This is a genomic window from Curtobacterium sp. MCBD17_013 (genome assembly GCF_003234565.1).
GTDB lineage: Bacteria > Actinomycetota > Actinomycetes > Actinomycetales > Microbacteriaceae > Curtobacterium.
The window spans coordinates 104,690-116,824 of sequence record NZ_QKTU01000010.1; the positions used below are offsets into that span (position 1 = coordinate 104,690).

Consider the following 12,135-nt stretch of genomic DNA (forward strand, 5'->3'; position numbering starts at 1 on the left):
TCCCCTGGGCGTCCGCCCTGGGCGGAACCGCTGTGGAGGAACGCCCCGGACGACCGGGACCGTCCGGGGCACGGGGGATGATGGAGACCCCTCCCAGGACCGACGGCACGACGTCGGCGCACGACGACAGGAGCAGTGCATGGCGATCGACCAGGGCCCCCCGACCGCGGACAACCCGTGGCCGGTCGCGCTGCTCGGCGCGAAGCTCCGGGACTGGATCGACCGGCTCGGCACCGCGTGGGTCGAGGGCGAGATCACGCAGTGGAACGTGGCCGGCGGCAACGTCTACGGCAAGCTCAAGGACTGCGAGGTCGACGCCACCGTGTCGTTCTCGATCTGGTCGAGCGTCCGTGCGCGGGTCCCGTCCGACCTCGGGCAGGGCGACCGTGTCGTCGCCGCGATCAAGCCCAACTACTGGGTCAAGGGCGGCTCCCTGACGATGCAGGTCGTCGAGATGAAGCACGTCGGACTCGGGGACCTGCTCGAACGCCTCGAGCGGCTCCGCGCCACCCTGCTCGCCGAGGGGCTGTTCGACGCCGCGCGGAAGCGCCCGCTGCCGTTCCTGCCCCGGCGGATCGGACTCGTGACGGGCAAGGACTCCGACGCCGAGAAGGACGTGCTCCGCAACGCGCAGCTCCGCTGGCCGCAGGTCGCGTTCCGCACCGTGCACGCCGCCGTGCAGGGCGACCGCACCGTGGCCGAGGTGATCGCGGCGATCCAGACCCTCGACGCCGACCCGGAGGTCGACGTCATCGTCGTCGCGCGTGGTGGCGGTGACTTCCAGAACCTGCTCGGCTTCAGCGACGAGGGTCTGGTCCGCGCCGCCGCCGCGTGCACGACACCGATCGTCTCGGCCATCGGGCACGAGGCCGACCGCCCGCTGCTCGACGAGGTCGCGGACCTCCGTGCGTCGACCCCCACCGACGCCGCCAAGCGCGTCGTGCCCGACGTGGCCGAGGAGCTCGCGAACGTCCGCCAGGCCCGCGCCCGGATCGGACTCCGCCTGTCGCACACGCTCTCGGTGGAGGCGGACCGGATCGCCGCGCTCCGGTCCCGTCCCGCGCTCGCGTCCACCGCGTGGCTCGTCGACACCCTGGCCGAGGAGGTCGCGCGCGACCTGTCCCGCAGCCGCGAGCTCCTCGAGCGGACGATCGAGCGCTCCCACCACGAGGTCGGGCACCTCACCGGTCGGCTGCGGGCGCTGTCGCCGCGGGACACCCTCCGGCGCGGCTACGCGATCGTCCAGACCGACGACGGCGCGGTGGTGCGCTCGTCCGCCGAGGTCGCGACGCCGACCTCGGTACGGGTGACGCTCGGCGACGGCACGGCGGTCGGCACCATCACCGCCGACGGACCCGGGCCGCAGGGCGTGCGTCCGGCGCCCGGCGATGCCACGGAGTCCGACGCCGTGGCGTCCGACGGGGCGGAGTCCGACGGGGCCGAGTCCGACGGGGCCGAGTCCGACGGGGTGGGTCGGGACGATCCCCAGCTCGACGCCGACGACGCCGTGCTGTCACCGGGTGCTCGGTAGGATCGGACGGTGCCAGCACCAGCCGCTTCCGGAGCCGACCAGGGGTCGGACGTCGCCTCGCTGAGCTACGAGGCCGCTCGCGACGAACTCGTCCGCGTCGTGTCCGAGCTCGAGCAGGGCTCCGCGACACTCGAACGGTCGCTCGCGCTGTGGGAGCGGGGCGAGGCCCTGGCTGCTCGGTGCGAGGAGTGGCTCGTCGGCGCCCGGGCACGACTCGACGCGGCACGCAACGGCGTGGCGCCCGAGGACGACCGATGAGCGACCAACACCCGCAGGGCGCGCCGGTCGTCGCCGAGCTCGGACGCCCCGAGACCGCCGAGGAGACCCGGATCCGCAAGGAGGACGCCCGTCGCGTCCGCCGGCAGCACCAGACGGCGCTCAACCTCGTGCTGTCCCTCGCGGCGTCCCTGGCCGTCGTGCTCGCACTCGTCGCGATCGTCGCCCGGCCCGATCACCCGTCGAGCACGTCGACCCACGTCGACTACCGGTCGGTCGCGGCGCAGGCCGACGTCCCGCACGTGACCCTGGCCGCGCCACGACTGCCGTCGGGGTACTCGGCGAACCGCGCGGACTTCCAGGACGACACCGCCGACGGGGTCGACGTCTGGACCGTCGGACTCATCACCCCGGACGACCAGTACATCGGCGTGCACCAGGGCATCAGGGCGAACCAGACGTGGGTCGCCAACCAGCTCGACGAACACGCCGCCACCGGCTCACGCACCATCGACGGCACGAAGTGGACCGTGTACGACCGGCGCGACGAGGGCAAGGGCGCCGGGAACGAGGCCTACTCGCTCGTCGCGACCTTCGGTGCGAGCACGGTCGTCCTGGCCGGCACGGCGGACGACGCCTCGTTCCGCACCGTCGCACACCGCATCGCCATCCAACTGGAGGACCAGAACCGATGAACCGCGCCGCCAGCACCCCAGCCGAGGCCCTGCGCCTGCTCGTCGAGGGCAACGCTCGGTTCGCCTCCGACAAGCGTCGCGTCGGTCGCACCGACCCCGAGCGCCGGAGCGAGCTGGCCGCGTCCCAGTCGCCCTTCGCGACCGTCCTCGGCTGTTCGGACAGCCGCGTGCCGTTCGAGCACGTGTTCGACGCCGGCATCGGCGACGTGTTCGCCATCCGGAACGCCGGGCAGATCGCGGACGACGTCGTGCTCGGGTCGATCGAGTTCGCGGTGGTCGCGCTCGGCACGCCGCTGGTGGTCGTGCTCCGGCACACCCGCTGCGGAGCGGTCAACGCCGCGTGCTCGGGCGAACCCGTGCCGGCGCCGCACCTCCAGGCCCTCGTGGACGCGATCGCCCCCAGCGTCGAGCGGGTGCGGTCCACGGTCGGCGCCGCCGCGGGAGCCCCGGCGCCGGACGCTGCCGCCGACACCGCCCTCGCCGTCGACCCGGAGGCCGTGGGCGCGGCCCACCTCGAGGCCACCATGCGCACGGTCATCGAGCGCTCCGGCGCCGTGTCGGACGCCATCGCCGAGGGTAGATTGGCCGTCGTCGGTGCGACCTACGACCTCACGACGGGACTGGTCGACATCGACACCGTGGTCGGGAACGCCTGAGCCCTCCCGCCACGGACGGGCCCCGCGCCCGACGCCTCCGTCGACCGGCGCGCATCGCCGCGATCGGCACCGCAGCCGACCGGCCGACCGCCGGGGACCGGCACCACAGGAAGGACCACGACGACGTGACCGACACCACGACCTCCCCATCCGCCGACGGCAGCACGGCGGACAGCGGCGACTACCGCATCGAGCACGACACGATGGGCGAGGTCCGTGTACCGGCCTCGGCCCTGTACCGCGCACAGACCCAGCGGGCGGTCGAGAACTTCCCGATCTCGGGCAGCGGCCTCGAGCCGGCGCAGATCGTCGCCCTGGCCCGCATCAAGCGCGCGGCGGCGATCGTCAACGGGCAGCTCGGGGTCGTCGGGCCGGAGGTCGCCGAGGCGATCGTGGCGGCAGCCGACCGGATCATCGGCGGCGAGCACCACGACCAGTTCCCCGTGGACGTCTACCAGACCGGCAGCGGCACGTCGTCGAACATGAACATGAACGAGGTCCTCGCGACGCTCGCGTCGGACGCCTCGGGGACCGCGGTGCACCCGAACGACCACGTCAACGCGTCGCAGTCCTCGAACGACGTCTTCCCGACCTCGGTGCACATCGCGGTGACCGCGGCGCTCATCCACGACCTGGTCCCCGCGCTCGACCACCTGGCCTCCGCGCTCGAGGACAAGGCGGCGCTCTGGGCGACGGCCGTGAAGAGCGGCCGGACGCACCTCATGGACGCCACCCCGGTGACGCTCGGGCAGGAGTTCGGCGGGTACGCCCGGCAGATCCGACTCGGGATCGAGCGCGTGCAGGCGACCCTGCCGCGGGTGGCCGAGGTCCCCCTCGGCGGCACCGCGGTCGGCACCGGGATCAACACCCCCGCCGGGTTCCCGCAGCGCGTCATCGAGCAGCTCGCGTCCGACACCGGCCTGCCGATCACCGAGGCGGCCGACCACTTCGAGGCGCAGGGCGCTCGTGACGGCCTCGTCGAGGCATCGGGGGCGCTCCGGGTGCTCGCCGTGAGCCTGACGAAGATCAACAACGACCTGCGGTGGATGGGGTCGGGTCCGAACACCGGGCTCGGGGAGCTCCGGATCCCGGACCTGCAGCCCGGATCGTCGATCATGCCCGGCAAGGTCAACCCGGTGATCCCCGAGGCCACGCTCATGGTCGCCGCGCGCGTCATCGGCAACGACGCCACCGTGGCCTGGGCCGGAGCCTCCGGCGCGTTCGAGCTCAACGTGGCGATCCCGGTCATGGGCACCGCGCTGCTCGAGTCCATCCGGCTCCTGACGAACAGCACGCGCGCGCTCGCCGACAAGACCATCGTCGGGCTCGAGGCCGACCTCGACCGAGCTCGCGGGTTCGCCGAGTCGTCCCCGTCCATCGTCACACCCCTGAACCGGGTGATCGGGTACGAAGCCGCCGCGAAGGTCGCCAAGTACGCCGTCGCCGAATCGATCACGGTGCGCGAGGCCGTCGTCGCCCTCGGGTTCGTCGAGCGGGGCGAGGTCACCGAGGAGCAGCTCGACAGCGCGCTCGACGTGCTGAGCATGACGCACCCGAACTGACCCAGCTCGGACCGGACGAGGACCCGGGCGACCTCGACTCCCCCACCGGAGGCCGCCCGGGCTGCACACGCCGCGAGCCGGCGGAGGCCGTCCCCAGAGCCGGAACCGACCCGCGGCGTGTACGGATCCAGCATGGCGGGACGACCGACGCCGCCGACCCGTCCCTCCCGGATCTGTGGAGAGACGTGTCGGCGGCGCCGGTGTGGAGGAGGAGTCGGGCGCTCCGCCGGCTCGGCGCTCCGCCGGCGCGGCGCTACGCCAGCTCGGGCGAGTCGAGCATCTCGGTGACGAGCGCCGCGATGGCCGACCGTTCGGACCGCGTCAGCGTGACGTGCGCGAACAACGGGTGGCCCTTGAGCCGCTCGATGACGGAGGCGACGCCGTCGTACCGACCGACGCGCAGGTTGTCGCGCTGCGCGACGTCGTGGGTCAGGACCACGCGCGAGTTCTGCCCGATCCGGGACAGCATCGTGAGCAGCACGTTGCGCTCGAGGGACTGGGCCTCGTCGACGATCACGAACGCGTCGTGCAGGGAACGCCCGCGGATGTGGGTCAGGGGCAGGACCTCGAGCATCCCGCGCTCCTGGACCTCCTCGAGGACGTTGTCCGACACGAGGGCACCGAGTGTGTCGAAGACGGCCTGCGCCCACGGGTTCATCTTCTCGGCGGCGTCGCCCGGCAGGTAGCCGAGCTCCTGGCCACCCACCGCGTACAAGGGGCGGAAGACCATGACCTTCTTGTGCTGCTGCCGCTCGAGCACCGCCTCCAGACCGGCGCACAGCGCGAGCGCCGACTTGCCGGTGCCCGCGCTGCCGCCCAGGGACACGATCCCGATCTCGGGGTCGAGCAGGGCGTCGATCGCGAGGCGCTGTTCGGCCGACCGGCCGCGGAGGCCGAAGACCTCACGGTCGCCGCGGACGAGCGCCACCGCGCCCGGCGTGTGGACGCGTCCGAGTGCCGACCCGCGCTCCGAGTGGATCACCACGCCCGTGTTGACCGGCACGCCGTCGAGGCTGGCGGAGCGGACCTCCTCGTGCTCGTAGAGGCCCGCCATCTGGTCGCCCGAGATCTCGAGCGTCGTGACGCCCGTGTAGCCGCTGTCGACGGCGAGTTCCGCGCGGTACTCCTCGGCCGGCAGGCCGATCGACGCCGCCTTGACGCGGAGTGGGAGGTCCTTCGACACGACGACGACGTCGAGGCCGTCGTTCGCCAGGTTCATGGCGACCGCGAGGATCCGGGAGTCGTTGTCGCCGAGCTGCAGCCCCGACGGCAGCACGGTCATGTTGGAGTGGTTGAGCTCGACGCGGAGCGAACCGCCCTCGCCGACCGCGACGGGGAAGTCGAGGCGCTCGTGCTCGATGCGGAGCTCGTCGAGGATCCGCAGGGCCTGCCGAGCGAAGTACCCGATCTCGGGGTCGTTCCGCTTCGACTCGAGCTCGCTCACCACGACGACCGGCAGCACGACGGCGTGCTCGTCGAACCGGAACAGGGCGCGCGGATCGCTGAGCAGGACGGACGTGTCGAGCACGTAGGTCCGTTGCGCGATACCGGCGGACGCATCGGCGGCCCGTCCCGAGCGGGGTGCGGCCCCCGCTGTCGAGGACGTTCCACGCGAGGTGTTCTGAGAGGTCACGACCACTCCATCCCCGGGCCGCGTTCGACCCGGTCCTTGTCCTCGGAACGGCCACGACGCGGTCTCGAAGCTCCGCCGGTGGCCGCTTCGACCGGGCACGATGCCCGATGTCGCGAATCTACGTCCGCCCACCGACACGCTCCCGGGGACACGCGGCGGCTCCGGGTTACGAGGGCGTGAACGCTCGTCACTCGTGCCCCAGCCCGGCCGGGCCGGCCAGGGCCGGCCCGGCCAGGCCCGGCCCGTGCCATTCCGCGAGATCGCAGTAGTTGTCGTTGTGACGGGGCGAGAACGACACCTACTGCGATATCGCGGAGGTTCGGGGCCGGGCCGGAAGCCGGACGCCGGTCGCCGGAGGCCGGTCGCCGGACGCCGGACGCCGGAGCGGGTCAGACCATCGTCGCGAAGGACACGAGCGCGTCCCGCAGCATCGCCAGGGTCTCGTTGGTCGTCGAGACGAAGACCGACACACGCAGCGTCCCGGCGCGGGTCGTCGCGGTCACGCCGTGGTTGTGGAGCGACGCGGCGAGCGCGGTCAACCGCTCGGGTGCGGGCCGGAGCACGACGATGCCAGCGCGCTCACGGCGGTCGCGCGAGGACTCGACGACGACGCCGAACTCGTCCGCCAGGTCGAACACCCGCTCGGCCCGCTCGGCGACGGCGGCCTCGACCGCGGCGACACCGACGCCGGACAGGGACTCGAGGGAGACCGCGAGCCGCGCCTGCGCGACCGGGTCGATGCGCGTCATCTGGTACGCGGCGGCGCCCGGCGCGACGGTCGGGACCTCGCCGGGCTCGCCGACGGTGCCGGCGGGCCCGGAGAGCGCGGGCTGCAGCCGCTCGAGCGCGCGGTCGCTGAACGACACGAACCCGGTCCCCCAGCCGGCGTGCAACCACTTCTGGCCGCCGGTGGCGATGACGTCCGCGACCTCGTACGGCTCGTCGACGGCGCCGAAGCCCTGGATCGCGTCGACGATGAGCAGGCGGTCCCCGATCACGTCGCGGATCGCCGCGAGGTCGGCTCGGTACCCCGTCCGCCAGTCGACGAGGCTGAGCGCGACCGCGGCGACGTCGTCGCTGAGGCGCGAGGCGATGAGGTCCGGCGTCATCCACCCCGCGCCGGACTCGATGACGAGCGGCTGCACGCGCCCCGTGGCGGCGGCGGCGCTCGCGAGTGCGAGCGGCAACGACGGGTACTCGTCCGCGGCGACGAGGACACCGCCGGTCAAGCCGAACGCGGTGTGCAGGAGTCCGGGCGTCGTCGCGGTCTGCGAGACGACCTGGTCGTCGCGACGGCGGACGAGGCGCGCGGCGACGGTGCGCACCCGCGCGTCCTGCTCGTCGAGCACCTCCATGGCGCCGAAGCGGACGTGCTCCTGGATGGTGCCGAGCACGCGCTGCTCCTCGAGCACCGCGGTCTGGACCGGGCCGAACGCCGCGTGGTCGAGGTACCCCGGCTCCTCCTGGAACCCGGCGGCGTACTCGTCGATGGTGGTCACGTCCGGTGGTCTCCTGGTTCTGATCCGCCGACCGTCCCCATCCCCGGTCGATGCGTCCTCATGGACGCGAGCGCTGTGAGTGTACCGAGAACGCGCTGGTGCCGCTGCACCGGAGCCGCAGAGCGCACGCACCGGCGATCCGGCAGGGTCGGGAGGACCGTGGCCGGGCCGACGCGATCCGGCCGGACCGCGGTCGGGAGGCCCGCAGCCGTCAGCCGCCGAACCGGCGCGACCGCCGCCCGAAGTCCCGCACCGCGCGGAGGAAGTCGACCTCGCGCAGGTCCGGGTAGAACGCCTCGACGAAGTAGAACTCGCTGTGTGCGCTCTGCCAGAGCATGAAGTCGGACAGACGCTGTTCGCCCGACGTCCTGATGACGAGGTCCGGGTCGGGCTGTCCCTGCGTGTAGAGGTGGTCGCCGATGAGCTCGGGCGTCAGCACCTCGGCGAGGTCGTCGAGCGTCCCACCGCCCGCACCGTGCGCCCGGACGATGCTGCGCATGGCGTCCGCGATCTCGCGCCGGCCGCCGTACCCGACGGCGAGGTTGACGTGCAGCCCCGTGTGCTCGGCGGTCTCTGCCTCGGCACCCTCGAGCGCGCGGACGAGTTCCGGCGGCAGTCCCTCGTTCGACCCGACGTGCTGCACCCGCCACGTGGGATGGGCCGCCAGGTTCGCGGCGAGTTCGGCGATGATCCCGGTGAGTTGCCGGAGCTCGTCCGAGTGCCGCCCCGTCAGGTTGTCGGCGGACAGCAGGTACAGCGTGACGACCTGGACGCCGAGGTCGTCACACCAACCGAGGAACTCCGGGATCTTCGCGGCTCCGGCCCGGTGGCCGTGCGCGGCCGTCTCGAGCCCGAGCTGCTTCGCCCATCGGCGGTTGCCGTCGACGATCATCGCGACGTGACGTGGGGTGGCGGCGATCTGCGCGCGGATGCGGCGCTGGTAGGCGCGGTAGACCAGGCCTCGCCCTGTCCATCCCGCCCTGGCGCTCACGCGACAACGCTAGTGCACGGACCTGCACCCGGGATCCGGCCGACGCACGCACGACAGCCGGGTCGCCTACCGTTGGACCATGACCGATCCCAGCCCGGACGCGCTCCCGCACGTGCCGTTCGTCGAGGAAGCCGAGGAGGCCCGGGACGCGTCGGTCGCGTCGGCGCCGGTCCCGCCACCCGCCTGGCGTGGGTGGATCCACCTCGGGGCGTTCCCCGTCGCGGCCGCGCTCGGCATCGTGCTCGTCTGCCTGGCTGCGACCCCGGCGGCGAAGGCCGCGAGCGCCGTGTTCACGGCGGCGTCCCTCGTGCTGTTCGGTGTCTCGGCGACCTACCACCGGTTCCGGTGGAGCCCACGCGTCAAGGTCGTCCTCAAGCGGATCGACCACACGAACATCTTCTTGCTCATCGCCGGCACGTACACGCCCGTCGCGGTCTGTGCGCTCGGCGACCGCGACGCGACCGTGCTGCTCGTCGTGATGTGGAGCGGCGCGGCCCTCGGGATGGCGTTCCGGGTGTTCTGGGTCGGAGCCCCGCGCTGGCTCTACGTGCCGCTGTACGTCCTGCTCGGGTGCTCCGCGCTGTTCTACCTGCCGCAGCTGTTCGCCGCCGACACGGCGATGATGGTCCTCGTCCTGACGGGCGGGCTGGCGTACGTGCTCGGTGCGGCCGTGTACGGGTTCAAGCGGCCCGACCCCGCGCCGCGCGTCTTCGGGTTCCACGAGGTGTTCCACGCCTTGACCGTCGTGGCGTTCGTCGCGCAGTGGGCGGGCGTGCTCGTCGTCGCGCTCCATCCGGTGCGCTGACCGCGATCCGGCCGGAGGCCTCAGCCGCGCTCGGTGTCGTCCCCGACGTCCGCGCGTCCGCCGTCACCGGTCCCGCGGACGTCTCCGCGGCCTCCCGGGCCCCGGCGGTCGTCCTGACCGCCGCGGCCGTCGAGGTCCCCGACGCCGTCGGCGTCCTCGCCCGGGAGCTCGCCGCGGGCCTCGGCCTCGAGCCGTTCCCGGATCTCCGACCGGTACCGGGTCCGGCGGATGCGCCGGGTCATGTCGACGACGAGCGCGATCGTCGCGACCGCGACGATCGCGATGACGACGAACCCCCACACGCCGGGCGTGACGTCGACGTCGGGGACTGTGGAGGCGGGCGTGGTCGGTGACGTGGCGGCCGCGAGCACGAGGGCCCCGGTCAGGACGGTGGCGCTCATCAGGCGGACTCCTCGTGGATCCCCGCGAACAGGTCGGTCTCCGGCAGCGTGGTCGGCACACGGGACTCGACGAGCTGGAAGTCCTCGGTCGGCCAGATGGCGGCGACGACGTCCGGGGGCCAGAAGAAGAAGCGGCTGTCGGTGGGCACCTGGCTGGCGTGGGCCCGCAGCGCGGCGTCACGCGCGGCCAGGTGCTCGGCCACGTGGACGTGGGAGGTCGACAGGTCCTCGCGCCCCTCGAACCGCTCGAGGAACGTCGCCATCTCGGCGAGCTCCGGCGCGTCCGGGTCGCGTTCGGCCATCGCCGCGTACATCGCGCGGAACCGATCCGGGTTGAACGTGCGCTCGTAGTAGAGCTTGTCGATGGTCCACGGGGCGCCCGCCTCGGGGTAGGCGGTCGGGTCGCCGGACGTGCGCCAGGCCTCCATCGCGATCTCGTGCGACCGGATGTGGTCCGGGTGCGGGTAGCCGCCGTTCTCGTCGTACGCGATCATGACGTGCGGACGGAAGCGCCGCACGATCCGGACGAGGACCGCCGCGCTCGTCGTGATCGGGACGGTCGCGAAGGTCCCCGGCCGCACCGTCTCGCCCTTCTCGGCGTCGGGGAGTCCCGAGTCGTGGTAGCCGAGCCAGACGTGGTCGATCCCGAGGGCCGCCTGGGCCGCCGCCATCTCCGTCCGTCGGTGTCCGGCCATGTCGCGGTGCGCCCGGCTGCGCGCGGGTTCCGGGAGCTGCTCGTTGAGGATGTCGCCCGCCTCACCACCCGTGCACGAGACGACGAGGACCTGAGCGCCCTCCGCCACGTACTTGGCGTACGTCGCGGCTCCCTTGCTCGACTCGTCGTCGGGATGGGCATGGACCGCGATGAGACGCAGGGGCACGACACTCCTCGATGCTGCCGGCGCTGGCCGGGCGGGCGAACCCCGCGAGGGGCCGGGTGAACTACCCTGGGACGAGGATAATCGTTCCAGGAGTCCATGCTGTCCGCTTCGCACACCCCCACGCCAGGCCTCGGATCCGCACAGGGATCGGCTGCAGCCGCCCTCGACGACCGCTACGGTCGCACCCCGGGGCGACGCCGACGGTCCGTCCTCGTCGCGGTCGCCGCGGCGATCGTCATCGTGGTCGTGTTCACGGTCTGGGTCATCTGGGCCGGTCCCGGCCAGACCGACCACGGCCTCGACTCCGAGGACGTCGGGTACCACGTGCAGTCGGACCGTGCGACGCTCGTGCACTCCCAGGTGTCCGTCGACCCCGGCAACCGCGTCGACTGCGCCGTGCAGGTGCTCGACAAGTCGTTCACCATCGTCGGGTGGAAGGTCGTCGACCTGCCGGCGAGCACCCAGCGCACGACCTCGATCGACACGGTCGTCAAGACGAGTTCCCGCGGTGTCACCGGCTTGATCAACACCTGCTGGATCCCTTAGTCTGCTCTGATTCGCCAAGCGAGACCGGCCCCTCCGGCCGGTCTCCTTTTTTTCGGCCGAAGGGAACACCCATGAGCAACGACACCCAGGTCACCTGGCTGACCCAGGAGGCGCACGACCGTCTCCAGGCGGAGCTCGAGCAGCTGCGCGGCCCCGCTCGCACCGAGATCGCGCAGCGCATCGAGGCCGCGCGCGAGGAGGGCGACCTCAAGGAGAACGGCGGCTACCACGCCGCGAAGGACGAGCAGGGCAAGATCGAGGCCCGCATCCGTCAGCTCACCGAGCTCCTCAAGCACGCCACGGTCGGCGAGGCCGACTTCGACGGCACGGTCGAGCCCGGCACGGTCGTCACGGCCACGATCGCGGGTGACGACTCGACGTTCCTCGTCGGCAACCGTGAGATCGTCGCCGACGGCGCCGACCTCACGGTCTACAGCCCGTCGAGCCCGGTCGGCGCCTCGATCATGGGGCTGCGTGCGGGCGACGCGACGAGCTACACCGCGCCGAACGGCAGGGAGATCGCCGTCACGGTGCAGAAGGTCGAGCGGTACGAGCCGTAGGCGGCTCCCCCGATCCACGTCGAACGCCCCCGTCGCTCCGCCGACGGGGGCGTTCGACGTCCCCGCATCTCCTCCCGCGAGATCGCACTCGTTGCCGCTCTGGTGCCTCCAGAGCGGCAACGAGTGCGATCTCGCGGGGTGGGGGCAGGCGGGCGGGAG

12 protein-coding genes and 1 pseudogene are annotated in these 12,135 nt (G+C 72.6%); 8 read left to right on the top strand and 5 right to left on the bottom strand.

Going from position 1 to position 12,135, the window contains the following annotated elements:
• Positions 1-139: 139 nt before the first annotated feature.
• The 5 genes and pseudogenes from xseA to DEI81_RS11740 form a co-directional block, all read left to right on the top strand.
• Positions 140-1,447 (top strand): annotated as a pseudogene (xseA, locus tag DEI81_RS11720) (exodeoxyribonuclease VII large subunit); the annotation flags it as partial.
• Positions 1,448-1,540: 93 nt separating this feature from the next.
• A complete protein-coding gene (locus DEI81_RS11725) occupies positions 1,541-1,789 on the top strand; it encodes an exodeoxyribonuclease VII small subunit (RefSeq protein ID WP_111010894.1) in 249 nt (82 codons plus the stop codon).
• A complete protein-coding gene (locus DEI81_RS11730) occupies positions 1,786-2,442 on the top strand; it encodes a DUF4245 domain-containing protein (RefSeq protein ID WP_111010895.1) in 657 nt (218 codons plus the stop codon). The genes DEI81_RS11725 and DEI81_RS11730 overlap by 4 nt, the downstream gene beginning before the upstream one ends.
• The gene (locus tag DEI81_RS11735) at positions 2,439-3,098 is read left to right on the top strand and encodes a carbonic anhydrase (protein WP_111010896.1); all 660 of its coding nucleotides are present in this window, start codon (positions 2,439-2,441) and stop codon (positions 3,096-3,098) included. Before DEI81_RS11730 ends, DEI81_RS11735 begins: the two co-directional genes overlap by 4 nt.
• A 125-nt stretch (positions 3,099-3,223) precedes the next feature.
• Entirely contained in the window at positions 3,224-4,660 is a 1,437-nt protein-coding gene (locus tag DEI81_RS11740; RefSeq protein ID WP_111010897.1) for an aspartate ammonia-lyase, read from the top strand.
• 253 nt (positions 4,661-4,913) lie between these two features.
• Here the strand turns inward: DEI81_RS11740 and DEI81_RS11745 are convergent, their stop codons facing one another.
• From DEI81_RS11745 to DEI81_RS11755, 3 genes are all read right to left on the bottom strand, one after another.
• Complete coding sequence (locus DEI81_RS11745; protein WP_258368679.1) at positions 4,914-6,206, bottom strand: PhoH family protein; 1,293 nt, start codon at positions 6,204-6,206, stop codon at positions 4,914-4,916.
• Positions 6,207-6,682: 476 nt separating this feature from the next.
• Positions 6,683-7,792 (bottom strand): aminotransferase class V-fold PLP-dependent enzyme, encoded by a 1,110-nt coding sequence (locus DEI81_RS11750; RefSeq protein WP_111010898.1) that lies wholly within the window; start codon positions 7,790-7,792, stop codon positions 6,683-6,685.
• Positions 7,793-8,003: 211 nt separating this feature from the next.
• Entirely contained in the window at positions 8,004-8,783 is a 780-nt protein-coding gene (locus DEI81_RS11755; protein ID WP_111010899.1) for an isoprenyl transferase, read from the bottom strand.
• A gap of 79 nt (positions 8,784-8,862) precedes the next feature.
• Here DEI81_RS11755 and DEI81_RS11760 point away from each other — a divergent pair, with 79 nt between their 5' ends.
• On the top strand, positions 8,863-9,588 hold the full coding sequence (locus DEI81_RS11760; protein ID WP_111010900.1) for a hemolysin III family protein: 726 nt from the start codon (positions 8,863-8,865) through the stop codon (positions 9,586-9,588).
• 20 nt (positions 9,589-9,608) lie between these two features.
• Here the strand turns inward: DEI81_RS11760 and DEI81_RS16610 are convergent, their stop codons facing one another.
• Both DEI81_RS16610 and mca read right to left on the bottom strand, forming a co-directional pair.
• Positions 9,609-9,989, bottom strand: a complete 381-nt coding sequence (locus DEI81_RS16610) for a hypothetical protein (protein WP_258368676.1) — start codon at positions 9,987-9,989, stop codon at positions 9,609-9,611.
• On the bottom strand, positions 9,989-10,870 hold the full coding sequence (gene mca, locus DEI81_RS11770; RefSeq protein ID WP_181435405.1) for a mycothiol conjugate amidase Mca: 882 nt from the start codon (positions 10,868-10,870) through the stop codon (positions 9,989-9,991). Before mca ends, DEI81_RS16610 begins: the two co-directional genes overlap by 1 nt.
• A gap of 96 nt (positions 10,871-10,966) precedes the next feature.
• Here mca and DEI81_RS11775 point away from each other — a divergent pair, with 96 nt between their 5' ends.
• Together DEI81_RS11775 and greA are read left to right on the top strand one after the other, a co-directional pair.
• Entirely contained in the window at positions 10,967-11,416 is a 450-nt protein-coding gene (locus DEI81_RS11775) for a DUF4307 domain-containing protein (RefSeq protein WP_111010901.1), read from the top strand.
• 71 nt (positions 11,417-11,487) lie between these two features.
• Entirely contained in the window at positions 11,488-11,976 is a 489-nt protein-coding gene (gene greA / locus DEI81_RS11780) for a transcription elongation factor GreA (RefSeq protein WP_111010902.1), read from the top strand.
• Positions 11,977-12,135: the final 159 nt, after the last annotated feature.

Bases quoted from the DNA above. Each gene is read 5' to 3' on its own strand.
- DEI81_RS11730 (WP_111010895.1), top strand. From the start codon at position 1,786: ATGAGCGACCAACACCCGCAGGGCGCGCCGGTCGTCGCCGAGCTCGGA.
- DEI81_RS11735 (WP_111010896.1), top strand. From the start codon at position 2,439: ATGAACCGCGCCGCCAGCACCCCAGCCGAGGCCCTGCGCCTGCTCGTC.
- DEI81_RS11760 (WP_111010900.1), top strand. From the start codon at position 8,863: ATGACCGATCCCAGCCCGGACGCGCTCCCGCACGTGCCGTTCGTCGAG.
- DEI81_RS16610 (WP_258368676.1), bottom strand. From the start codon at position 9,989: ATGAGCGCCACCGTCCTGACCGGGGCCCTCGTGCTCGCGGCCGCCACG.
- DEI81_RS11775 (WP_111010901.1), top strand. From the start codon at position 10,967: ATGCTGTCCGCTTCGCACACCCCCACGCCAGGCCTCGGATCCGCACAG.
- greA (WP_111010902.1), top strand. From the start codon at position 11,488: ATGAGCAACGACACCCAGGTCACCTGGCTGACCCAGGAGGCGCACGAC.